Below are 24,130 nucleotides of genomic sequence, written 5' to 3'. Positions count from 1 at the left end.
GCCTGGAAACGTACGGGTCAGCGCGGGCCGCACGGAGCGGCCGGCACCCGTTCGGGCATCCGGGCATCCGGTCATTCGGGCAAGGAGAGGGGACTGTCATGAGCGCGTACGCCGTGGGTCACATCAAGGGCGAGAGCCGGCACGAGGACGTGCTGTCCTACATGGAACGCATCCAGGAGACGCTCGACCCCTTCGGGGGCCGCTTCCTGGTGCACGGCGCCAAGGCTGAGGTCCGCGAGGGCACCTGGCCCGGTCACCTGGTCCTCATCGAATTCCCGGACCTGGACAGCGCCCGCACCTGGTACGACTCGCCCGCCTATCAGGAGCTCATACCGCTGCGCACCCGCCACCTCGACGCGGACATCCTCCTGGTCCCGGGCGTCCCGCCGGGCTACGAGGCGGCCCACACGGCGGCCGCCCGACGCGCGGCGGTCTAGAACCCGCGCCGGCGCGCCGGCCGGCGTGGCACGCGGTTCACAGTCCGGCGACCTCCGCGAGGACCCTGGCTTCCGCCAATTCCTCGGCGCCGCCCGGTACATCGTCGTGCGCGGCGGCGTACAGGGCGCTCTCCACGGAACGGGCCACGCCCCAGGCAGCCATGCGCTCAGGCTGCTCGTCCAGCCGGTCGGCGAGCAGTCGCAGACGGCAGCGGAGCACCTCGCCCGGCGACTCGTGCTCGAAGGGGTCGTCGAGCTGGGTCAGCAAGGGCCAGGGATCGTATCCCGGGTCGCCGGTCATCGGCTTCGGGTCGATGGCGAGCCAGCCGCGCGGGCCGTCGGCGGCCAGCACGTTGCCGGGGTTGAAGTCGCCGTGCACGACGACCTCGCGGCGGGCGGTCGCGGGCAGCTCGCGCAGCAGGGACGCGCCGAGTTCCACCAGGCCGGGGTCGTAGGGCGGCCGGAGCCGGGCCGCGCGTTCGCGCACCTGGTCCGACCATTCGGCACAGACCGCCGCCACGCTCTCCAGCTCGCCGTCCGGGGGCCGGGGCGCGCGCCACAGGGCGTCCAGTACGTCGGCGGCGCGGCCGAGCCCCTCTTCGGGGGAGAGGGCGGTGTCCGGGGGAGCGGTGTGCCGGCCGGCTTCCGGTACCGCGTCGAGCAGTGTGGTGCCCGGTACGCAGCGTTCGAGGAGCAGCGCGTGCCGTGCCGGGTCATGGGCGAGCAGCCGGACCGCGCCGTGGCCGCCCCAGGCGCGCAGTGCGGCGGCCTCACCCGCGGCCTCCCGGTGCGGCCAGGTCACCTTCAGGACGGCCGGGCCGCCGTCGGGCAGCCGCACCGGGGCCGCCCAGGAGCAGCTGCCGCCGTGGAACGGGGGCGACAGGCGCAGCTCCCACCGTTCGGCGGTCTCGCGGACCAGCCGCGGCAGCCGGGCCAGCCAGGCCCGGCCGGAGGCGTGCGCGGCCACGGTCCCGGCCACGGGGAGGCCGGGCGGGAAGAGGTCGGGCCGCCAGGGGGCGGCCTCGGCGTCCGTGTCCAGGGGCTGGGGCATGGCCGCACGGTAGCGGTTGCCGGGCCCGTGCGGTGGCCGCGCGGTGGGGTGCGGGGCGAGGTATGAAATTGTTGAGTGCCCGCCAGGACGAGAAAGAGGCGTACGGCGCATGACGGAGAGCCCGGCCGCACGGCCCAGGAACCCGCGCGGCCAGGGTGACCGGCTGCGCGAGGAGCTGCTGAGCGCCACGGAACGGCTGCTGGAGCAGGTCGGCAGCGAGGACGCGCTGTCGCTGCGCGCCGTGGCCCGCGAGGCGGGCGTCGCGGCGCCCAGCATCTACCGGCACTTCGCCGACAAGACCGAGCTGGTCTGGGCGACGATGCAGGTCAGCTACGAGCGGCTGGTCGAGGACATGGCGGCGGCCGGCGCGCTGGTCCCGGAAGGGGACCCGGTGGCCCGGCTGCGTGCCCGGCTGCGCGCCTACTGCACGTACGCCGTCGATCATCCGGCGAAGTACCGCCTGCTCTACGAGACACGGCAGTCCCCGGTCGGCCCCGAGCGGCTGGCGCAGCACCCGGCCGGCCTGCTGGTGCGCGGCCTGCACGACGCGCTGGCGGCGTGCGAGGAGGCGGGCTGGCGGGTGCGCGGCTCCCGGGAGGAGGCGCCGTACGTCCTGTGGTCGGCGGTGCACGGCCGGGTCATGCTCTGGCAGGTCCTGCCCGCGGCGAAGAACCCCGAACGCCTGCACCGCTTCGTGGACGAGATCCTCGAGCTGCTGCTGGAGCGCTGACCCCGCGTCGTCCGGCCCCCGCTGTACGTCCGCCCGGTGCGGAGGCGTTCAATGGGGCCTTGAGTTGTAATTAGCACCTAATCTCGCTCCCCAGGCACCCCCGGCTCGTTTATCTGCCTATTACACATGTAAGTTTACGGTTGTTAGGCGAAGCCCCACCGCGGCGCACGTCCTTGCGGTACGTGCCTTCTAGGAGCGACATGACCGTCACTTCCCCCCATGCCCCGCTGCCTGTGGAACCCCCCACCGGCTGCCCGTTCGACCCGCCCGCTGAGCTCGGCCGGATGCGGATCGAGGAGCCGATCAAGAAGATCTCGCTGCCCGACGGAAGCTGGGCCTGGCTCGTCACCCGGTACGCGGACATCCGAGCGATCCTCGGCGACACCCGCTTCAGCTCCGACACCACCACCCCGGGCTACCCGCTCAGCGGCATGACCGGCGGCGCCAACCAGCAGAACCGCGGCTTCATCCGCATGGACCCGCCGGACCACACCCGGCTGCGCCGGATGGTCACCCGCGAGTTCATGGTCAAGAAGGTCGAGGCGCTGCGCCCGGAGATCCAGCGGATCACCGACGAGCTCTGCGACGCGATGCAGACCGCCAAGCTGAACGGCGCGGACTCCGTCGACCTCGTCGAGGCCCTCGCGCTCCCGGTGCCCTCCCTCGTCATCAGCGTCCTGCTCGGCGTCCCGTACGAGGACCACGCGGTCTTCCAGGGCCTGACCGGCAAGCTGCTCTCCCGCACCATCCCCCGCGAGGAGGCCGACGCCGCCCGCGAGGAGCTGCGCGCGTACCTGGACTGCCTGGTCACCGCCAAGGAGGCGAACCCGGGCGACGACATCCTCAGCCGCCTCATCGTCGAGCAGCAGCAGGCCGGGGAGATCACTCACGACGACGTCATCGGCTTCGCGGCGCTGCTGCTGGTCGCCGGGCACGAGACCACCGCCAACATGATCGGCCTCTCCGCGCTGAGCATGATGGGCGAGCCGGGGACCGCGCAGCAGCTCCGTGAGGACCCGTCGCTGATCCGCGGCGCCGTCGAGGAGCTGCTGCGCTTCCACAGCATCATCCGCAACGGCCCGCGCCGCGCCGCCACCGAGGACATCGAGATCGGCGGGCAGCTCATCCGCGCCGGCGAGGGCGTCGTGGTCGCCGTGCCGTCCGCCAACCGCGACCCGGAGACCTTCGAGGACCCCGACACGCTCGACGTCTGCCGCCCCAACGCCCAGCACCACGTCGCGTTCGGCTACGGCATCCACCAGTGCCTCGGGCAGGCGCTGGCCCGCGTCGAGCTGCAGGTCGTCCTCGGGACCCTGCTGCGCCGCTTCCCGACGATGCGGCCCGCCGTCCCGATCGAGGACATCCCCTTCCGCACGGACATGGCGATCTACGGCTGCCACGAGCTGCCGGTCACCTGGTAATCACCTCCCCACCACCCCACAGGAGCAAGAAGCCATGAACATCACCCTCGACGTCGACAAGTGCTGCGCCGCCGGCCAGTGCGTCCTGGTAGCGCCCGAGGTCTTCGACCAGCGTGACGAGGACGGCATCGTCGTCCTGCTGGACGCCCAGCCGCCCGCCGAGCAGCACGCCGCGGTCCACGAGGCCGCCGCCATCTGCCCCGCCGCGGCCATCCAGGTCGACGCATGACCGTCGGACGCATCGCCGTCGTCGGCGCCTCGGCGGCCGGTCTCGCCGCCGTCGAGGCGCTGCGCCGGGGCGGCTGGAGCGGCGAGCTGACGCTCGTCGGCGACGAGCCGCACCTGCCGTACGACCGGCCGCCGCTCTCCAAGCAACTGCTGAGCGGCGACTGGGAGACTGACAAGCTGGGACTGCGCACGGCCGAACAGCTCGACGCGCTGAACATGGACGTCCGGCTCGGTACCAAGGCCACCGCGCTGGACGCCGGGACGCGCACGCTGACCCTGGACGACGGGGACCGGCTGGCCACCGATGGCGTGATCGTCGCCACCGGCGTCCGGGCCCGCACCCTGCCGGGACTGGCCCGCCTGGACGGCGTCCACACGCTGCGCACGCTCGACGACGCGCTCGGGCTGCGGACCTGGCTGTCCGGCGCGCCGCGGCGGCTGGTCGTCGCCGGCAACGGCGTGCTGGGCTGCGAGGCCGCCGCGGTGGCCCGCGAGCTCGGCCACGAGGTCACGCTCGTCGGCCGCGACCCGCTGCCCATGGGCCGCCTCGTCGGCGACGGCGTGGGCGCGCTGCTGGCCGCCGAGCACGAGCGGCACGGCGTACGGCAGCTCACCGGCGGCCTGGACGGCGTGGAGACGGCGAACGGGCGCGTCACCGGAGTACGGCTGGCGGACGGCGGCACGCTCGAGGCCGACACCGTCCTGCTCGCGATCGGCTCCGAGCCGGCCGTGGACTGGCTGCGTGCCGACGCGGCGCTGGACACCGCCGACGGGCTGCGCTGCGACGAGTACTGCGCCGCGGCGCCCGGTGTCTACGCCGCCGGTGACGTCGCCCGCTGGTACCACCCGGGCCACGGTCGCCACCTGCGGATCGAGCACCGGATGAACGCCACCGAGCAGGCCATGGCCGCGGCCAAGAACCTGCTCGTGGAGCTGGGCGTCTCGCAGGACGAGCGCCGCCCGTTCACGCCGGTCCCGTACTTCTGGTCCGACCAGTACGGCATGAAGCTCCAGGCGTACGGGGTGCTCGCGGGCGCCGACCGGGCCGAGACGGTGCTGCTGGACAAGGAGCAGCGGCAGGTGGCCGCGCTGTACGGCCGCGACGGGCAGGCCACCGGCGTGCTCGCCGCCGGACTGCCGCCCCGGCAGATCCGCGGGCTGCGCGCGGTGATCGCCACGCCCGGCCCCTGGGAGGAGGCGCACCAGCGCCTGCTCGCGGCCGTCGGCGCGGAGTGAGACGGGGGACGCCGGCCGGCGTGGAGCGACCCGCCGGCCGGTGTCCCCGATCATGGAGGGCATGACCGACTCGTACGTACGGGTGCGCGGCGCCCGTGAGCACAACCTCCGCGCCGTCGACGTGGCCATCCCGCGGGACGCCTTCTGCGTCTTCACCGGCGTCTCCGGCAGCGGCAAGTCCTCGCTCGCCTTCGGCACCCTCTACGCCGAGGCGCAGCGCCGCTACTTCGAATCGGTCGCGCCCTACGCCCGGCGGCTGATCCACCAGGTCGGCGCGCCCAAGGTCGAGGAGATCAGCGGGCTGCCGCCGGCCGTCGCCCTGGAGCAGCGCCGCTCGGCCCCCACCTCCCGCTCCTCCGTCGGCACCGTCACCACCCTCTCCAACAGCCTGCGGATGCTCTTCTCGCGCGCGGGCGACTACCCGGCGGACAGCACCGGACGCCTCGACTCCGATGCCTTCTCGCCCAATACGGCGGCGGGCGCGTGCCCCGAGTGCCACGGGCTGGGCCGCGTCCACCGGGTCACCGAGGACTCCCTCGTCCCCGATCCCTCGCTCTCCATCCGCGACGGCGCCATCGCCGCCTGGCCCGGCGCCTGGCTCGGCAAGAACCTCCGCGACATCGTCGCCACGCTCGGCCACGACATCGACCGCCCCTGGCGCGACCTGCCGGCGAAGGACCGCGACTGGATCCTCTTCACCGAGGAACGGCCGGTCGTCACCGTGCATCCGGTACGCGAGGCGGGACGCATCCAGCGGCCGTACAAGGGCCAGTACCAGAGCGCCCGTCACTACGTGCTGCACACCTTCGCCGACTCGCAGAGCGAGACGCAGCGCAAGCGCGTCGCACAGTTCCTGGTGTCCGAGGCGTGCCCGGCGTGCGACGGGCGGCGGCTGCGGCCCGAGGCGCTCGCGGTCACGTTCGCGGGACACGACATCGCGGCGCTGGCCGGGATGCCGCTGGCGGCGCTCGCCGCGCTGCTGCGACCGACGGCCGAGGGCGCGGACGGTAGCGACGGTACGGACGGTTCGGCCCAGGAGAGCGTGGCGGGCACTCTCGCGCGCGACCTCGTGGCCCGCATCGAGGTGCTGACCGAACTGGGCCTCGGCTACCTCAGCATGGACCGGCCCTCGCCCACCCTCTCCGCCGGCGAACTCCAGCGGCTGCGCCTGGCCACCCAGCTCCGCTCCGGCCTCTTCGGCGTGGTGTACGTCCTGGACGAGCCGTCGGCGGGCCTGCACCCGGCCGACACCGAAAACCTGCTGACCGTCCTCGCCCGCCTCAAGGAGGCAGGCAACTCCCTCTTCGTCGTCGAGCACGACATGGACGTCGTCCGCCGGGCCGACTGGCTCGTGGACGTCGGGCCGCACGCCGGGGAGCACGGCGGACGCGTACTGCACAGCGGACCGGTCGACGGCCTCGCGGACGTGGCGGAGTCCCTCACCCGCCGCTACCTCTTCGACGGGCCCGGCGGCGACGGTGCGCGCGAGCCGCGCAAGCCCTCGGGCACCGTGCGCCTGTCGGGCATCCGGCTGCACAATCTCCGGGGGCTGGACGCGGAGTTCCCGCTCGGCGTGTTCACGGCCGTCACCGGCGTCTCCGGGTCGGGCAAGTCCACCCTGGTCACGCAGGTACTCGCGGACGCCGTACGGGAGCGGCAGGGCGGCCCGGACCCCGAGGACGACGACGAGACCCGCCCGACGGCCGAACTGGCGGCCGCCGAGGGCCTGGACGCCGTCGACCGGCTCGTCCGCGTCGACCAGAAGCCCATCGGCCGCACCCCGCGCTCGAACCTCGCCACCTACACCGGCCTGTTCGACGCCGTACGGAAGGTCTTCGCGGACACGGACGAGGCGCGCGCCCGCGGATACAAGGCGGGCCGCTTCTCCTTCAACGTCGCCGCCGGGCGCTGCGAGACCTGCCAGGGCGAGGGCTTCGTCGCCGTCGAACTGCTCTTCCTGCCCGGTACGTACGCGCCCTGCACGGCCTGCCACGGAGCCCGCTACAACTCCGAGACCCTGGAGATCACCTACCGGGACCGGAACATCGGCGAGGTACTGGAGATGACCGTGGACGTCGCGGCGGACTTCCTCGCCGAGGTCCCCGCCGCCGCCCGCAGCCTGCGCACACTCCAGGACGTCGGCCTGGGGTACCTGCGGCTCGGGCAGCCCGCGACGGAACTCTCCGGCGGCGAGGCGCAGCGCATCAAGCTCGCCACGGAACTGCAGCGCACCCGCCGCGGCCACACCCTGTACCTCCTGGACGAGCCCACCACCGGGCTGCACCCGGCCGACACCGAGGTACTGCTGCGCCAGCTCCACGGGCTGGTGGACGCCGGGAACACGGTGGTCGTCGTGGAGCACGACATGGGCGTGGTCGCGGGCGCCGACCACGTCATCGACCTGGGGCCGGGCGGCGGCGCGGACGGCGGCCGGATCGTGGCGTCCGGCCCGCCGGCCGAGGTGGCGGCGGCGCGGGGCAGCCGCACGGCGCCGTACCTGGCGCGGGCGCTGGCCGACTTTGGCGAGGACGGGGGAAGGCCATGACCGGCCTTTGGTGACGGTCGGTTAATGTACCCGGGTCGGTTACCCGAACGACACCACAACAGCACCGCATGAAGGGGGCACCCCGTGGCAGACATCGAGCAGGCCAAGGCCACATTCGCACGGTTCGACGCGAACGGCGACGGCAAGGTCACGGCCGAGGAGTTCAAGCACGCGATGGCCGAGATGGGCGACGCCTACGTCACCGGCCCCGTCGCCGAGGCCGTCATCAAGGCCAAGGACACGGACAGCGACGGCCTGATGTCCTTCGACGAGTTCTGGACCGCCCTCCAGAAGTCCTGACCACCACACGGCCCCCGAACGCGCCCGCGCACCGGACAGCCTCCGGCGCGCGGGCACGTTTCTGCTTCGGCCGGGCCCTGTCGCCCGCTCAGAGCCGCCCTTCGCGGTCCTCCAGGTCGGAGATCTCGCGGTTCGCCCTGCCGAGGTCGGAGCGGCGGTAGGAGTACGCGAAGTAGATGACCAGGCCGATCAGGAACCACACGGCGAAGCGGACCCAGGTCTGCCACTCCAGGAAGGTGATCAGCCAGATCGAGAACACCACTCCTATGGCCGGAACGACCGGGACGCCCGGGCACTTGAACGTGCGGGGCAGGTCGGGGCGCTTGTAGCGGAGCACGATGACGGCGATGCAGACCACGACGAACGCCAGCAGGATGCCGATGTTGGTCAGTTCGGCGGCCTCCGCGATGGGCAGGAACCCCGCGATCAGGGCCGAGGCCACGCCCACGATCCAGGTGACCCGGGTCGGGACGTGGCGGGTGGGGTGGGTCTTGGCGAACCACTTGGGGAGGAGGCCGTCGCGGCTCATGGAGAACCAGACGCGGGTCACGCCGAGCATGAACGTGAACATGACGGTCAGGATGCCGATGATCGCGCCGACCGCGATCACGTCCGCCAGGCTGCTGAGGCCGACCGACTTGAACGCCGTGGAGAAGCCGCTCTCCGGGTCGATCTTCGTGTAGTGCTGCATGCCGGTCAGGACCAGGCAGGCCAGGACGTAGAGGACCATGGAGATCAGGAGTGAGTACAGGATCGCCTTGGGCATGTGGCGCTGGGCGTCCTTGGACTCCTCGGCCGCGGTCGACATCGCGTCGTAGCCGAAGACCGCGAAGAAGACCGTGGCCGCGCCCGTGAACGCGCCGCTGGCCCCGAAGGGGAAGAACGGCGAGTAGTTCCCCGTGTTGATGTGGAAGAAGCCGACGGCGATGACGACCAGGACGACCAGGACCTTCAGGCCGACGACGATCGTCTCGAAGCGCGCGGCGTTCTTGATGCCGAGGGTGAGGAGGTAGGCGATCAGCAGGCACAGGGCCGCGGCGAAGAGGTCGACGCGGTGGCCGTCGCCGGTGCCCGGGGCCCCCAGCATCCAGGCGGGCAGATCGACGCCCATCTCGCCCAGCAGGAAGCTGAAGTAACCGGAGATCCCGATCGCCACGACGGCGACGATCGCGGTGTACTCCAGCAGCAGGTCCCAGCCGATGAACCAGCCCACCAGCTCACCGAGGACCGCGTACCCGTACGTGTAGGCGGAGCCCGCCTTCGGGATCAGCCCGGCGAACTCCGCGTACGAGAAGGCGGCGGCCGCGCTCGCCACGCCCGCGATGAGGAACGACACCAGCACCGCGGGACCGGCCTTGCCGTTCGCCACGGTGCCGGCGAGGGTGAAGATGCCCGCGCCGATGATGCCGCCGACACCGATGGCGGTCAGCTGCCACAGGCCGAGCGAGCGGGTGAGCTGTTCGCCCTTGCCGCCCTCGGTGTCCTGGATCATTTCGATCGGTTTGCGGCGTAGTACGCCCTGTCCCGCACGCAGCCCCATGGGATGTCCTCTCGTCGGTCCGACGGCGGATCATCATCGTCCTTATCGGACGCTTACGGAAGGCGACTCCCCATACTGCGGGCGGCTCCGCTGAATCAGTCGGAGTCCTCCAGCCGGAAGCCGACCTTCAGGCCGACCTGGTAATGCTCGATCTCGCCGTCCACGATGTGGCCGCGCACCTGCGTCACTTCGAACCAGTCCAGGTTGCGCAGCGTCTGGGACGCGCGCCGCACGCCGTTGCGGATGGCGGCGTCCACGTTTTCGTGGGACGTTCCCACGATCTCGGTCACACGGTAGGTCCGGTCGGTCACGGCAGACTCCCTCGTCGGCGTGTCGGTTCGGCGTGTCGCTTGGCGCGGCGGGCCTTCTCACACAGTGCACCGGGCCGCCGCACCCCGCCTCCCGAGAGCGGTCAGGGGACGACCGTCACCGGCCAGCGGCCCGCCTTGACCAGCCGTACCGCGACCGAGCCCATGATCCGGTGCCCGGCGGACTCCGACGCGCCGACCACCACCGCGTCGGCCTTCAGTTCGTCCGCCATCTGGAGCATCGCGTTGTACGGATCGCCGCGCACGGTGTGGAACTCCCACCGCAGGTTGTAGATGCCCTCGAGGCGCTCCGTCGCGGAGCGGATCTCCGCCATCAGCTCTTCCGCTATTTCGTCCGTGGTGTACGTGACCGGGGCGCCCAGCGCGGCGCCGGCCGGCAGCACCGGCTGGACGTACACCAGGACCAGCTTCGAGCCCTGGCGGCGGGCCAGCCCGGCGGCGTACGAGGCGGCCCGCCACGACGACTGCGTGCCGTCGATGCCGACGACGATGACCTTGGGCCCGTCCGTACCGCGCTCGAAGGGCGCGGGCGTCTTCTCCTCCACGGGTGGAGGGTATCCGTCCGCGCCCCAGTTCGATCCTTCGGCCCTGTCAGGGGCCGTCGGGATGGCGCTTGCGCCACTCCAGCAGGAAGTCGTCGGCGGCCTGCAGGCCCATGTCCAGCAGGGCGCTCCGCCCCTCCTTGCCCAGGGTGAAGTCGGTGATGCACACCCCCGAACAGTCGACGGTCATGCACCGGTCCCGCACACCGGGCCGGTCCAGGTGGGTCTGGTCGTGGCCCACCAGCCCGGTGCTCACCACTTCTTGGAGCAGCCGCAGCGGGGGCGACATCACGAGGGACAGCACCGGGAAGAGCTGTCCGATGCTCTCGGGGAGGTCGGGGATGATGCGTACGCCGAAGGTCGGCCAGCGCGCCTCCTTCCCGTCGGTGCGGTCGAAGCACTCGATGGCGAAGTTGGAGAGCACCCCGCCGTCGACGAGCACGGACGTCTCCCCGGTCTCCCGGTCGGTGAGCGTCCGGGGCCGGAAGTAGAACGGGATCGACAGCGACGCCCGTACCGCGTCGGCCACGAGCTGTTCGTCCGGCGGCAGATGGAACCGGTGGTAGTCCCACGGCAGGCGCAGCAGGCGGCCGTGGGTGATATCGGTCGCCATCACCACCAGCTTGTAGGACTGCTGCGGGTAGGTGGCCGGGTCGGCCCCGCTGTCCTCGCGCCGCAGGTCCCCGAACGTCTCGACGCCGAGGGCCGCCAGTTCCTCGCCGATGAAGTTGTGGATCCAGTCGCCCCGGTAGGCGCCGCGCCGGGTCCACAGGGCCAGGCCCTCGCTCAGGAAGGGGACGGGCGGCGGGTACCGGTCCGGGATGCGGCGGAGGTCGAGCCGTTCGATGAGGTCCCGGAGGTGACCGGCGCTCATCCCGGCGGCCGTGAAGGCGGCCACGATGGCGCCCACCGAGGTGCCGGCGACCCGGGGGAACGTGTAGCCCTCCTCCAGCAGCCGGATCACCGCGCCCGCGGCGCCGAAGCCGCGTACTCCACCGCCTTCCAGCACCAGGTCCGCTCTGTTCGGCATGCTCCTCCTCGCCTCCTCTCGGTCACGCCGGGTCAGGTGGTCTGCTCTTCCTTGTGGGCCCGCTTGCCGCCCTCGGTGATGTTCCACGTGGCGAAGGGGTTCTTCACCAAGGACAGCGAGGAGCGCAGCTCGGGGTGGTGGCGCAGCAGTACGGTGCCGAAGGAGTTGTCCTCGATCCACTTCATGCCGGCCTTCGAGTACACCTCCGGGGTGTAGTACTCGGTGAAGAACCGGTCGCTGTTGAGCCGCCGCGAGGCCATGAGGATGAAGATCCGGAAGGCGGTGTCGCTGAACGCGAAGCCCGCGGGCCGGCGTTCGGCGTACATGCCGACCATCAGGTCGACCTTCTCGATGTCGTCGCGGTAGATCTTGCGGATCTCCCTGGCCCACATCTTGTTGTCGGTCAGGTCCTCGAAGCTCGCCGCCGGCTTCAGCCGCAGCAGTCGGCGGAACTCGTTGTAGCGCGGAATGCCCAGCTCGCGGTTGCGCAGGATGTCGGTCGCGGCCAGGTCCTGCAGATGGCCGTCCGGACGCTCGTACTCCTGCAGGAACTTCGGGAAGTTGTGGAGCGTCACCAGCCCCGGCGTGAGCGTGCCGAAGCTGTAGAAGAGGTCGCTCATCGGGATGGTGTCGAGGACCTTGAGGGCCTCGGGCCCGGAGATCTCCCGGAAGTTGGCCTCGCGCAGCGTGCCGTCGTCGGCGGCCGCGCGGAAGTGCCATTCGTCGCGGATCAGCGGGTGCATGCGGTAGACCGCGGCGAACTCCTCCGTCAGGGAGTACGGCACGCCGTAGTGGTCGGTCTCGCTGCCGGGGATGCCGCTGATGATCTCGCTGTCACTGATCCTGCCGAAGAGGTTGCTCACCCGCTCACCCGCGATGCCCCACCAGTTGGCGTGCAGCGCGGTGACCGTGGTCGGGTGGCTGATGACGGCGGGGGTCCACTCCACGGTGTGGATCTTGGCGAGCAGGGCCGCGTTGACCAGCCGCGCGCGCTGGAAGATCTCCTCGTCGCCCCAGGCCGGGTACGTGGTGTGGAGGTGGTCGCAGATCGCGTTGTGCTCGCGTGTGAACAGCGTCTGCATCATGGCCAGTCCGAGCCAGAACCCGGGGACGCGCGCGGGGTCCTCGCCCGGCGCGCCCGGGAACGGGAGCTGTTCGTCGTCGCCGACGTGCAGCTTGCCCAGTTCGCCGGTGCGGCGGTGCCGTTGCTGCTCGGCATTGGCGCCGTAGATCTGCGAGCCGTCCCACCAGTGGGAGAACTCATTGACGTGGGTCATCGGCGTCTCGGGCGGCGCGGCCGGGTCCCGGGTGGGGTCGTCGGGCGTCCGCATGATGTACATGGGCCGCTCGGGCCATGTGTCGCCCTCGAGCAGCGGGACCTCCCACGGGTTCTCCGTCGGGCTCTTGCCGTGGCTGAGCCAGTCGCGGACCATGAACTGCAGCCAGGCGGCCAGCAGCGAGTTGGCTCCGGTGGCGGGCACGAACTCGGTACGGGTCAGCAGGGTGCGGCTGACCTCGCGGGGGTCCGGCGTGCCGAGGACGTCCTCGGGCGTATTCGGGGCGATCTTGTGGAGCGGGATGTTGCGGCCGAAGCGTGAACCGGCCATGCCCATCCGCGGGTTCTTCAGGTCGTTGTAGGAGCCGTCGGCGGTGCGGTTGATCCGGTGGCTCTCCGTCGGCGGTTCCACCTCGGGGAGGTTCACGGACGGCAGTTGCGAGGTGTCCTGCAGATTGTGCCGGCGCAGCGAGACCCGCAGGCCGAGCACATTGAGCAGGCCGAGCGGGACCGGCAGTCGGTCCCAGCCGATGCGGCGGTCGATGTACTCCGCCGCCCAGGTGATGATCTTCCAGGGCAGGGTCGAGCGGTAGCCCGACGATCCGGTGTCCGCGTCCTGTGTGGCCATGATTGTCCCCTGTTCGCCTGCTCAGTGGATCGGTGGTAGGTCGGCGGCGTCGGCGAGGATCACCTCGCTCGCCTTCTCGCTGATCATGTAGACCGGGGTGACGACGAAGAATCCGGGGATGCGCGGGAAGACCGAGGCGTCCACGATGCGCAGCCGGTCCACCCCGTGCACCCGGAACCGGCTGTCCACGACGGCCGACGGGTCCCCGGCCGGGCCCATCTTGCAGGTGCACGAGGCGTGATGGCCCCATGCCTCGTCCTGCACCCAGCGCCGCACCTCGTCACGGGAGTCGACGTCGGTGCCGGGCCACAGCTCCCTGCGGATGACGCCGTCCGCGCGCCCGTTCATGGAGCGGACGAACTCCACGGCGTCGACCATCGCTTCGAGGTCGTCGCCCGCCTTGTCCGTCCCCTCCGAGAAGTAGTGGAAGTTCACCAGCGGCGTGTCACGGGGATCGGTGGAACGCAGCCGCACCCGCCCGCCGCTGTTGTGCGTACGGCTCTTGAGCACCGCCCAGGTGAAGCGGTCCTTCTCGCGCAGCGTTTCCTTGGAGTACCCCGGGTAGTAGCCGCGGAAGTCGGCCGGGATGCCGAAGACGAAGAGATCGGGGAGGTCGAGTTCGGGGCGCGACTTGCGGATGATCCCGATCACCGCGCCATTGGTGGTGTAGAGACCTTCGCCGCGCTGCCACGCCCGGTAACAGGCGTCCGGTGCGACGCCGGGCTGCGGGGCGTGGAAGGTGCAGTCCTTGATGACCGGGAAGTCTCGGTTCATCTGGGAGACCACCCCGACCTCGTACCGGTCCTGGAGGTTGGCGCCGACACCCTGGCGGTCGGCCCGCACCGGGATGCGGTGCCGCTCCAGTTCCTCGCGCGGCCCGATGCCCGAGAGCATCAGGAGCTGCGGGGTGTTGAACGCGCCTGCTGCCAGCACGACTTCACGCCCGGCCAGCGCGCGGCGGGTCACGGGCAGCTCGGCGGCGGAGTCGGCCGCCGGGTCGGCGCGGTAGGCGTGCGGCTGCTGGACGTAGTCGATGCCGGCGGCCGTGCCGTGCTCGTCCAGGACGATCCTGGTCGCGAGGGCGTTCTGGCGGATCACCAGCCGGTCGGGATGGGCCGCCTGCACCGACAGCACGCGCTCACGGGCGGCACTGCGGTGGCCCCGGGCGGTGGAGAGCGGGATCTGCCACAGCCCTTGGAGGGAATCGGGCTGCAGCCGCCAGTCGTTGGGGTCGACCAGCCCGCCCAGCCCCTCCTTGGGGGACAGCGGGCGGCCGAAGGCGTCGGCCAGGGTCGCCTCGGCGGCGGAGAGCAGCACCTTGAGCAGTTGCTTGTCCTGGATGACCAGTCCGGGGTCGGCGAGGTTGGTGGGCAGCCAGCCGTCGAAGCCGTGCCGGGACTTGTTGACGTACCGGTCCGAGACGAACGGCAGCAGCTTCAGCAGCGAGCGGAGCAGCGGAACCGGCGGCAGTTCCTTGGGCCGGGGACGGTACTCGCAGCGCTCCAGCCGCTCGAAGTAGCGGCGCATCGCCGAGCTGCGCCACGAGGAGTCGCCGGTGGCCTTGGCGATGTCGTCCCAGTCACGGTTGTACGGGTACACCGTGATCAGCGCGTGGTGGGCGGTGCAGCCGCCGACCGTGCCGGCCCGCGGATACAGGATGCCCTTGTCGGCCACCAGCTTGCTGTCGCGCTGCCGGCGCTCCTCGTCGGCGTAGTGCTGGACGAAGTAGTCCCAGCGCTGGGCGGGGTCCTCGGAGGCGTCCCCGTGGAAGGCCGGCACCTGATAGTTGTCGTTGTCCGGCGACTCGCCCGCGTCCAGCAGCAGCACCCGCATGCCCGCGAGGGCGAGATTGGCCGCCAGCGGCGCACCGCCGGCCCCGGCGCCGACGATGATGTAGTCGAAGCCCCGCTCGGGTTCGGGGGCGGCGTCCGGGCCGGTCATTTTGACTGCTTCCACGCCTGGAGGCACAGGGCCACGTTGGTCGCGGAGATCGCCGTGATGAGGGCCGCGGTACGGGGCGGCACCATGCCGCGGATGCCCAGCAGGGCCGCGGTCATCGTGTCGCTGCCGTGGATGAGAAGGCCCTCGCGCAGACCTTCGCGCAGTTTGTCACCGTCGTCGGTGAACATGTGCAGGCCCAGCAGTACCGTACGGATCCCGAAGAGCCGGAAGGCGTAGACGGCGGCCGGCGGGGGCGGGGACGTGCCCTCCAGCCGCTGGATGAGCACGGTGGGTGCCACCAGCGCGGTGGCACCGTTGAACAGGCGGATGGACGCCAGGGCGTACTGGGCGTACGGGCGGAGTGCGGGTTTCTTGGTCTTTCCCATGATGTGCTTCCCCCGACTTGCGGTGTCGGTTTCAGTGGCGTCGGTCGGTCATGGACGGCCGCGCGTCATACGGAGCTGCGCCGGCCGAGCCGGGCCGCGCTGCTGGCCTCGTACAACGTCTTGCGGGAACGGTTGAGATTGCCGAGCGGACGGAACATGTCCGTGGTGTTCCACGGCGTGAACGCGAGCTGCTCGATCCGGCGGGAGGCGGCCTGCGCCTCCTCGCTGTCGATGTCCTGCCGCTCGATGGTCAGCAGGGCCACCGGCACCGGCGGAGCGATGTCTTCTGGCCACTCCACCGAGGCGTTCTCGACGGGGGTGCGCGCTTCGTCCGCGAACAACTGGAGGCACAGCTCGAAGACGATGTCCTCCTGTGCCAGCCGCCGGGCCAGCTCGGTCCGCAGATAGCGGGGGTCGGAGCGGTCCCGCCGGGGCGCGGGCACACCGGTGTCGCTGTCCCGGGGGCGCAGGAGATACCGGACCGGTCCGGCGTCGGCCCACAGGATCGGACTCTGGCTCCAGTAGGTCTCCCGGGCCAGGCTGCCGACCTTCCGGCCGGTCGCGGCCTGGAGGACGCGGCGCATCCGGTTCGCGGTGGACCAGCCCACGGCCCGCGGGAGGGCGAACAGGAACCGGGATGCCACCGCCGCGGTGGACGTGACGCCCGCCATGACCGTGGCGAAGGCCACGAACTCCCGGGCGTCGGCGGCGTGCGAGGCCGGTGTGTTGAGCATCAGCAGGTCATGGCTCTGGTCCTGCGCCGCCTGGATGCGCAGGGCCACGCCGCGCAGATCGGGGGCCGCGTCGGGCCGCGGAATTCCGGTGGAACTCGACAGTCGCACGGTGACCGGGTAAGCGGCACCGGGCTGCGCGAAGCCGCCGCTCAGCCCGGCCGGCAGGGAGTCGAGGAAGCGCAGCCGCGCGTTGTCCAGTCCCAGCACGGGACTGGCGTGGAAGACCCGGGCCGGGCTGCCGGCGCCCGCCGCCTGCTGGTTCTTCTGCTGCACCCGCACGATGTCGGCCCGGAGCCGCTCGAAGAGCAGGCGCTCGGCCTCGGCACTCCCGCCTTCGTAGCGCTCGTACTGCAGGGGATCGGCCATCGAACCCACCCTCCGTACCTGCTGGGGAAGGCGACGCTACCGAGCGCCGTGAACGACAGCAGCGCGAGTTTCGGGCCCGTTTCGCGCCCGGCCCACGGGCCGGGCGCGAACTGGCGGAGGCGGCAACGGAGCAGGTCAGCGCCGGGAGCGAGCGGGTGCACCCGGCCCGGCGAGGGGCGATACGGTGCCTTCCCTCCCGCCCGCCCCACCCGGCCGTGCCGCCCATGGCCGGGATCCTTCACAGCGAGCGGACACTCACGACTCCGGGCCGGTGCCGCGCATCGGGAGCACCGGACGCCAGGGCGCGAAGGCGCCGGCGTCACGCGGCAGCATCGCCGACAGCTCCGGGCAGTGCCGCAGGATGACGGAGTTCATCCCGTTGCGCGCCACCCAGTCCATGCCCAGCGGCGTGTAGATCTCGGGGCGGAAGTCGACGGTCAGGAACCGGTCGGACTGGATGCGGCGGCTCGCCATCAGGATGAAGATCCGGAAGGCGGTGTCGCTGAACCCGAAGCCCTGCGGCGGGGCCTCCGCGAACAGCCCGACCATGGTGTCGATCTCGTCGACGTCCCGGTACACCTCCTTCAGGAGCGCGGCCGTGTCCGGATCGGTGGTGACCTCCTCGAAGCGCGTCAGCCGCGGCTTGTGCAGCCCGGCCCGGAAGTCGTTGTACCGCGGCACGCCGCGCCGCCGCGTCCGTACCAGGTCCACCACCGACAGGTCGATGATCTCGCCGTCCCGCTCGAAGTGGGTCAGCGCGCGCGGGTAGTTGTGCAGGGTGATCGCGCCCGGGTGCGCGATGCCCAGCGAGTACAGCGAGTCCGTCAGGCCCGTCTTGCGGGCCAGCCCCTCCGCCGCGCCGCCCTGCAGGTCGTTGAAGGACAGGGCCTCCAGACGCTGCCCGAAGTGGTGCTCGCGCAGCTCGTAGTCGTCCGGGATCAGCGGGTGCATCCGGTAGACGGTGACGAAGTCCTCGGTCAGCGAGAACGGCACGTTGTGGTGGTCGGGCAGGGTCTTCGGGATGCCGTGCAGGGAGTTCGCCTCGACCAGCCACAGACCCAGCCGCTGCACCCAGTTGTTCGGCGGACCCTCCCAGTTGGTGTGCAGGCTGATGTCGATGGCCTTGGTCGCCAGGATCGACGGCGTCCACTCCACCGTGTGGATCTTCGCGATCAGCGCGGAGACGATGAGCCGCGCGGTCTGGTAGACCTGCTCCGCGGTCATCTTCGGGTATTCCCTGTGCAGCGCGTCGCAGACCGCGTTGTGCTCGCGGGCGAAGAGGGTGTGGATGACCGACAGGCCCAGCCACCAGTTCTCGTTGAAGCCGGTCAGCGGGATGCCGTTGGAGCCCATCGGCAGATGGCCGTCCTCCAGGCGCAGCTTGGCGCCGTCCGGCTCGCGCAGGCTGCGCGCGGTGCTCTCGTCACCGCCGTAGACCTCCGAGCCGTCCCACCAGGGCGAGGTGGTGTTGGTGAAGAGGATGGGCGGCTTGCCCGAACGCTCCAGGCCCCGGTTGTCGGCAATCCGCATGACGTTCTCGGCCGGGCCGCCGGGGGTGTTGTACCAGGTGCTGCCGGGCGGCAGCGGTACCTCGACCGATCGCTCGGCGAGGGAGTACCGCTGGTGGTTGACCCAGTCGTGGACCTGGAACTGGATCCAGGCGGCGGCCAGGACGTTCAGCGAGGTCGCGGGCTGGAAGGCGCGGCGGTGCAGCAGCTCGCGGGCCACGGTGACGGCGTTCGGGGTGTCGAAGAGGTCCGGGCGGTAGACCGGCTTGAGGTTGCGCCCGAAGGTCGCCCGGCCGGCCGCGCCCATCCGCGGCGCCGACAGGTCGGTGTGGGAACCGTCGTACGAGCGGGCCGTGCGGGCGCGTTCGTCCACCGTCTCCGGTACGGGTACCGCCCTCGGCGGCGCCTCGGGCAGCTCGGTGTCGATGAGGTTGCGGCGGCGCAGCACCTGCCGCAGGACGACCAGGTTGAGCAGGCCCGCCTCCAAGGGCAGCCGGTGCCAGGGGAGGAATCGGTTGAGCCTGGTGAACGCCGCCCGCAGCGGCACCCCGAGCACCGTGTTGCGCAGCGGTTCCTCGGTCCGGAAGCGGGTGCCGAGGCGGTGTGCCGCGCTCGCCTGGTACGCGGCCTTCCTGGCCCGGTTCAGATTGCCCAGCGGGCGGAAGTCCTCCGTGGTGTACCACGGGTTGAACGACAGCTCTTCGATGCGGCGGGCCGCGGAGCCGGCCTCGGCGGTGGTGAGGTCCTGGCGCGGGATCGTCAGCCGCGCCACCGGAATCACGGGCGCGTCCGACTCCCGCCACTCCGAGGCGCCGTCCTCGATCGGCGTGCGCTTCTCGTCCACGAACCGCTGTACGCACAGGTCGAATTCGACGTCCGCGGCGGCCAGCCGCTCGGCCAGCTCGTGCCGCAGGTGGTCGGGGTCGTGCCGGTCCGGGCGGGGCGCGGGCGCGCCGCCGGGCGTGGGCCGGAGCTGGTAACGCACCGGCCCGGCGTCGCCCCACAGACATGCGCCCCGGCTCCAGTACGTCTCGCGTGCCAGCGAGCCGACCGTGTGCCGCGTCGCGGCCTGCACATTGCGCCGCATCCGTGTCGCGGTGGACCAGCCGACCGCCAGCGGCAGCTTCACCAGCAGCCCGAACGCCTTCTGCAGGGGTGTCCTGGCGCCCGCCAACGCCTTGGCGAACGCCACGAACTCGCGGGCGTTGCGCGCATGGCTCACCGGGAAGTTGGCCGCCAGCAGATCGTGGGTCTCCTCCGCCGACACCTCCACCCGCACGGCGACGCCGCGGATGTCGGGCGAGACGTCGGAGCCCGGTATGCCGTAGGCGTTGGACAGCCGTACCAGCGCGGGGTACTCGGCCCCCGGCTGGGCATAGCCCTGGGCCAGCGCGGGCGGCAGATCATCGTTGAAGCGCAGCCTGGCGTTCTCCACGCCGAGGATGCCCTTCGCATGGAAGGCGCGCTGGACACCTGGCGCCCCGCTGCTCGTTTTGTTCCGCGACTGCACGCGCATCAGCTCGCGCGCCAGCTTCTCGAAGAGCAGCCGCTCCGCCTCTGGGCTGCCGCCTTCGTACGTCTCGTACTGCACGTAACTCACGGTGTCGGCCATGGGTCCGCACCCTCCGTACGGGAAGAAGAGCGGCCGACGCTACCGGCCCGGGCTCCGCCCTGGCACGGTCCGATTCGCGCCGATTCCGCCCGGCCTCCGGCATCCGCAGGGGAGGCCGGCGCCGCGGTCGTCGTACCCGCTTCCCGTGGGCTCTCAGGTGTCCCGTTCCTCGGCCGGAGCCGGGGGCCAGGCCGTGGGGGAGAGGAGGCCGAGGGTGTAGGCGCGGGCGACCAGAGCGGTGCGGTTGGGGACGCGGAAGCGGCGGGTCAAGCGGGTGAGGTGATAGTTGACGCCGTCGACGGTGAGGCCGAGGTCCTTGCCGATGGCGGCCGTGGTGGCACCGGCGGCGGCGAGGGCGAGGATGCGGGACTCCACGGGGCTGACCTCGGCGGCGGGCGGCGGCGCCGGACGGTCCTCGTGGACGCGGAGGATGGCGAGCAGCGCGGGCGGCTCGTCCGAGGGGTCGCCGACCGGATCAAGGGTGAGCATGCCCTCGTACTCGGGTCCGTCCGCGCCCTCGCGCCAGCGGACCTCGACGGGGTAGCGGGAGCGGCGGCCCATCCGTACGGCCTCGACGAGCCGGCCGACCTGCGAGATCGCCCGGGGGCTGAAGTGGTCCAGGAGGTTGCGGCCGCGGAGCTGGCCGCGCGTGGTGCCCCACACCGCGGCCATCGCCGGATTGGCGATCAGTATCTCGCCGTCGGCGCGGCACACCGCGACCGGCAGCGGCATCCGGTCCAGCAGGATCAGGAAGTAGTTGTGCCAGGGCGCGGCGGCCGGGCCCGGCACGCCCGGATGCGCGAAGAGGTCGTCACCCATCGGCCGGTGACACCTGTCCTTCCGTCTCGTACGTCCATCGGTCCTGCTCCGTCCGGCGGACCGCGCGGGCCGCCCGTACCGCGAAGATCATCTTCCGCCGGTCCGCAAGACCCGCGCGCAAGAAATCACTGCACAATCATGCAGTTACCGCGGGGAGCGCGGCACACCGGGCCGGTCACTGTGGAGTCATGAGCGATACGCAGCTTCAGAGCGCCGACACCGTCACCCTCGACGACGACGGCATCCCCGTGGTGGACATCACGGCCGCCGGCCTCTCCCGTACCCCTCTCCAGCGGGCCATGGGCCTGGCGCGCGAGCACGGCCCGATCTTCCGGCGACGGCTGCACGGCCGGGACGCCACCTTCGTCACCTCCCTGGAGCTGGTGACCGAGCTCGCCGACGAGACCCGCTTCGAGAAGGCCGTCGGGCCGGCCCTGGAGAACGTACGGGAGTTCGCCGCCGACGGGCTCTTCACCGCCTACAACGACGAGCCGAACTGGGCCAAGGCGCACGACATCCTCATGCCCGCCTTCGCGCTGGGCTCGATGCGCACTTACCACCCGGCCATGCTCGCGGTCGCCCGCCGGCTGATGGCGAGCTGGGACCACCGGGTCGCCGAGGGCGCGTCCGTGGACGTGCCGGACGACATGACCCGGATGACCCTGGACACCATCGGACTCGCCGGATTCGGCTTCGACTTCGAGTCCTTCGGGCGCGAGACGCCGCACCCCTTCGTGGACGCGATGGTGCGCTGCCTGGAGTGGAGCATGACGCGGCTGGCCCGTAAGCCGGGCGTCGACTACACCGAGCGCGACGAGGCGTTCCGCGCGGACGCCGACTACCTCGCCTCGGTGGTGGACGACGTCATCAGCGCGCGTACCGCCTCCGGCGACACTTCCGCCGACGACCTGCTCGGCCTGATGCTCGGCGCGCCGCACCCGGAGGACGGCACGACCCTGGACCCGGCCAACATCCGCAACCAGGTCATCACCTTCCTGATCGCCGGCCACGAGACCACCTCCGGCGCGCTCTCCTTCGCCCTCTACCACCTGCTCAAGGACCCGGTCGCGCTGCGGATCGCGCGCCGCGAGGCCGACGAGCTGTTCGGTGACGCGGCCGACCCCGACCCGTCCTTCGAGGACATCGGGAAGCTGGCCTTCACCCGGCAGGTGCTGAACGAGGCGCTGCGACTGTGGCCCACCGCGGCCGCGTTCAGCCGGCAGGCGAAGGAGGACACGACGCTCGCCGGCCGGTACCCGGTCGAGGCCGGGCAGATCTTCACGGTCCTCACCCCGATGCTGCACCGCGACCCGGTCTGGGGCGACAACCCCGAGCTGTTCGACCCGGCGCGCTTCGCACCCGAGGCGGAGGCGGCCCGTTCCCCGCACGCGTACAAGCCCTTCGGTACCGGTGAACGCGCCTGCATCGGGCGGCAGTTCGCGCTGCACGAGGCGACCATGCTGCTGGCCCTTCTGGTGCACCGTTACCGCTTCGAGGACCACGGCGACTACGCGCTGACCGTCAAGGAGACGCTGACGCTGAAGCCGGACGGCTTCACCGTGCGGCTCGCCGAGCGCACCGCCGCCGACCGCGTGGCCGACCGAGCGGCGCTCACCGTGCTCCCCGGCACCGGCACCGCGGACGACGCGCCCGCCGCCGACGACGGGCTCCCCACCCGGGTACGGCAGGGCACCGGGCTGCTGCTCCTGCACGGCACCAACTACGGCACCTGCAAGGACTTCGCCGAGCGGCTGGCCGACGAGGCGACCGGGCTCGGCTGCGCCGCCGAGGTCGCGCCGCTGGACGCCTACACGGGCGCGCTGCCCACGGACCGCCCGGTGATCCTCGTGGCGGCCTCCTACAACGGCCGCCCGACCGACGATGCGGCCGCCTTCACGGCCTGGCTGGAGGGCGCGCCCGAGGGCGCCGCCGACGGCGTTCCCTACGCCGTCCTCGGTGTCGGCGACCGCAACTGGGCCGCCACCTACCAGCGCGTCCCCACCCTCCTCGACGACCGGCTGGCGGAGCTCGGCGGCGACCGGCTCCTGCCGCGCGCCGCGGCCGACGCCTCCGGCGACATGGCGGGCACGGTCAAGGACTTCACCGCCGCGCTCCGTACGGAGCTGCTGACCCGGTACGGCGACCCCGCGAGCATCGGCGCCACCGCGGCGCCCGATGAGGGCGCGTGCACCGTCACCGAGATCACCGGCGGCCCCCTGGACGCGCTCGCCGCCCGCCACGGCCTCACCCCGATGACCGTGACCGAGGCGTACGACCTCACCGCCGAGGACTACCCCCGCAAGAAGCGGTTCCTGCGGCTCGCCCTCCCCGAGGGCGTCACCTACCGCACCGCCGACCACCTGAGCGTGCTGCCCGCCAACAGCCCCGAGCGGGTCACCCGCGCCGCGCAGGCGCTCGGTGTGGACCCGGCGACGGTGCTCAGCATCCGCCAGCCGGGCGCGGGCCGCGACGCGCTCCCCGTCGACCGCCCGCTGAGCGTCCACGCGCTCCTCACCCACCACCTGGAGCTGAACGCCCGGCCGACCGCGGAACAGCGCGCGCTGCTGGCCGCGCACAACCCCTGCCCGCCCGAGCGCGCGGCCCTCGAAGCGCCCGGCGAGGACGACACCCGGACGACGCTGGAACTGATCGAGGCGCACCCGGCACTGCGCGGCGCGCTGCCCTGGCCGGTCGTCCTGGAGCTGCTGCCGCCCATGCGGACCCGGCACTACTCCGTCTCGTCCTCGCCGGCGAAGGACGGCCGGCACGCCGACCTGATGGTCTCGCTACTGCCCGGCGGCACCGGTTCGAGCCATCTGCACGCCCTGAAGGCCGGTGACACGGTGCTCGCTCGCGTCCAGCCCTGCCGGGACGCCTTCCGGATCGATCCGGCCGACGGCACCCCGGTGATCATGGTGGCGGCCGGCACCGGCCTGGCGCCCTTCCGCGGCGCCGTCGCCGACCGCACGGCGGCCGCCGGACCGCTCGCCCCCGCCCTGCTCTTCTTCGGCTGCGACGCGCCCGACGCGGACTTCCTGCACGCCGACGAGCTGCGCGCGGCGGAGGCGGCCGGCGCCGTCGGCGTACGCCCCGCCTTCAGCGAACGGCCCGAGGACGGCCGCCGGTTCGTCCAGCACCGCATCGAGGCCGACGGTGAGGAGGTCTGGCGGCTGCTGGAGTCGGGCGCCCGGGTGTACGTCTGCGGCGACGGCAGCCGGATGGCACCGGGCGTCCGCGCGGCCTTCCGGGAGCTGTACGTACGCCACGGCGGCGGCACGGCCGAGGAGGCCGAGGCATGGCTCACCGGGCTGACCACCGAGGGCCGCTACATCGAGGATGTGTACGCGGCGAGTTGACCGGCCTCCGGGGGCGTGCGGGCGGCCGACGACGGCGGGGACCGGCATCCGTACGACGACAAGTACGGTCGTGCGGACGACATGCCGGTTCCCGCTCTGGCCCCCCGGCTCCCGG

19 protein-coding genes are annotated in these 24,130 nt (G+C 71.9%); 8 read left to right on the top strand and 11 right to left on the bottom strand.

Going from position 1 to position 24,130, the window contains the following annotated elements:
• The first annotated feature begins 98 nt into the window (after window positions 1-98).
• Window positions 99-437 (top strand): DUF1330 domain-containing protein, encoded by a 339-nt coding sequence (locus IG84_RS0110525; RefSeq protein ID WP_031054247.1) that lies wholly within the window; start codon window positions 99-101, stop codon window positions 435-437.
• Between the two features lie 37 nt (window positions 438-474).
• Here IG84_RS0110525 and IG84_RS0110520 read toward each other — a convergent pair whose 3' ends face one another.
• Window positions 475-1,488: an aminoglycoside phosphotransferase family protein gene (locus tag IG84_RS0110520; protein WP_051861588.1), complete on the bottom strand. Its 1,014-nt coding sequence runs from the start codon at window positions 1,486-1,488 to the stop codon at window positions 475-477.
• Window positions 1,489-1,597: 109 nt separating this feature from the next.
• Between IG84_RS0110520 and IG84_RS0110515 the strand changes: the two genes are divergently transcribed.
• From IG84_RS0110515 to IG84_RS0110490, 6 genes are all read left to right on the top strand, one after another.
• Window positions 1,598-2,218, top strand: a complete 621-nt coding sequence (locus tag IG84_RS0110515; protein WP_031054244.1) for a TetR/AcrR family transcriptional regulator — start codon at window positions 1,598-1,600, stop codon at window positions 2,216-2,218.
• A 200-nt stretch (window positions 2,219-2,418) separates the two neighbouring features.
• Window positions 2,419-3,639 carry a cytochrome P450 gene (locus IG84_RS0110510; protein WP_031054243.1) on the top strand — a complete coding sequence of 407 codons (1,221 nt, stop codon included), beginning with the start codon at window positions 2,419-2,421 and terminating at the stop codon, window positions 3,637-3,639.
• Between the two features lie 34 nt (window positions 3,640-3,673).
• On the top strand, window positions 3,674-3,868 hold the full coding sequence (locus IG84_RS0110505) for a ferredoxin (protein ID WP_031054240.1): 195 nt from the start codon (window positions 3,674-3,676) through the stop codon (window positions 3,866-3,868).
• A complete protein-coding gene (locus IG84_RS0110500) occupies window positions 3,865-5,103 on the top strand; it encodes an NAD(P)/FAD-dependent oxidoreductase (protein WP_031054237.1) in 1,239 nt (412 codons plus the stop codon). Before IG84_RS0110505 ends, IG84_RS0110500 begins: the two co-directional genes overlap by 4 nt.
• A 61-nt stretch (window positions 5,104-5,164) precedes the next feature.
• On the top strand, window positions 5,165-7,648 hold the full coding sequence (gene uvrA / locus IG84_RS0110495) for an excinuclease ABC subunit UvrA (RefSeq protein WP_107053852.1): 2,484 nt from the start codon (window positions 5,165-5,167) through the stop codon (window positions 7,646-7,648).
• 84 nt (window positions 7,649-7,732) lie between these two features.
• Window positions 7,733-7,948: an EF-hand domain-containing protein gene (locus IG84_RS0110490; RefSeq protein WP_031054233.1), complete on the top strand. Its 216-nt coding sequence runs from the start codon at window positions 7,733-7,735 to the stop codon at window positions 7,946-7,948.
• Between the two features lie 88 nt (window positions 7,949-8,036).
• Here the strand turns inward: IG84_RS0110490 and IG84_RS0110485 are convergent, their stop codons facing one another.
• The 10 genes from IG84_RS0110485 to IG84_RS0110440 form a co-directional block, all read right to left on the bottom strand.
• On the bottom strand, window positions 8,037-9,488 hold the full coding sequence (locus IG84_RS0110485; protein ID WP_031054230.1) for an amino acid permease: 1,452 nt from the start codon (window positions 9,486-9,488) through the stop codon (window positions 8,037-8,039).
• A gap of 95 nt (window positions 9,489-9,583) precedes the next feature.
• The gene (locus IG84_RS0110480) at window positions 9,584-9,799 is read right to left on the bottom strand and encodes a dodecin (RefSeq protein ID WP_031054228.1); all 216 of its coding nucleotides are present in this window, start codon (window positions 9,797-9,799) and stop codon (window positions 9,584-9,586) included.
• Between the two features lie 101 nt (window positions 9,800-9,900).
• Entirely contained in the window at window positions 9,901-10,362 is a 462-nt protein-coding gene (locus IG84_RS0110475) for a universal stress protein (RefSeq protein ID WP_031054227.1), read from the bottom strand.
• Window positions 10,363-10,408: 46 nt separating this feature from the next.
• Window positions 10,409-11,389, bottom strand: coding sequence for a patatin-like phospholipase family protein (locus tag IG84_RS0110470; RefSeq protein WP_037799848.1), 981 nt, complete (start codon window positions 11,387-11,389; stop codon window positions 10,409-10,411).
• A gap of 32 nt (window positions 11,390-11,421) precedes the next feature.
• The gene (locus IG84_RS0110465; RefSeq protein WP_051861587.1) at window positions 11,422-13,293 is read right to left on the bottom strand and encodes a peroxidase family protein; all 1,872 of its coding nucleotides are present in this window, start codon (window positions 13,291-13,293) and stop codon (window positions 11,422-11,424) included.
• A gap of 21 nt (window positions 13,294-13,314) precedes the next feature.
• Window positions 13,315-15,234, bottom strand: a complete 1,920-nt coding sequence (locus tag IG84_RS0110460; RefSeq protein WP_037799845.1) for a GMC family oxidoreductase — start codon at window positions 15,232-15,234, stop codon at window positions 13,315-13,317.
• Window positions 15,231-15,620 (bottom strand): hypothetical protein, encoded by a 390-nt coding sequence (locus tag IG84_RS0110455; RefSeq protein ID WP_031054216.1) that lies wholly within the window; start codon window positions 15,618-15,620, stop codon window positions 15,231-15,233. The genes IG84_RS0110460 and IG84_RS0110455 overlap by 4 nt, the downstream gene beginning before the upstream one ends.
• Before the next feature lie 65 nt (window positions 15,621-15,685).
• Entirely contained in the window at window positions 15,686-16,720 is a 1,035-nt protein-coding gene (locus IG84_RS0110450) for a catalase family protein (RefSeq protein WP_031054214.1), read from the bottom strand.
• Window positions 16,721-16,975: 255 nt separating this feature from the next.
• Complete coding sequence (locus tag IG84_RS0110445; RefSeq protein WP_031054212.1) at window positions 16,976-19,840, bottom strand: peroxidase family protein; 2,865 nt, start codon at window positions 19,838-19,840, stop codon at window positions 16,976-16,978.
• 153 nt (window positions 19,841-19,993) lie between these two features.
• On the bottom strand, window positions 19,994-20,659 hold the full coding sequence (locus tag IG84_RS0110440) for a PAS domain-containing protein (RefSeq protein WP_051861586.1): 666 nt from the start codon (window positions 20,657-20,659) through the stop codon (window positions 19,994-19,996).
• Window positions 20,660-20,847: 188 nt separating this feature from the next.
• Between IG84_RS0110440 and IG84_RS0110435 the strand changes: the two genes are divergently transcribed.
• Entirely contained in the window at window positions 20,848-24,015 is a 3,168-nt protein-coding gene (locus IG84_RS0110435; protein ID WP_031054209.1) for a cytochrome P450, read from the top strand.
• The last annotated feature ends 115 nt before the right edge of the window (window positions 24,016-24,130 follow it).

This window comes from Streptomyces ochraceiscleroticus (genome assembly GCF_000720485.1).
GTDB classification, from domain to species: domain Bacteria; phylum Actinomycetota; class Actinomycetes; order Streptomycetales; family Streptomycetaceae; genus Streptomyces; species Streptomyces ochraceiscleroticus.
The sequence above is the reverse complement of the archived record's forward strand: the minus strand, read 5'-3'. Positions and strand labels throughout refer to the sequence as shown.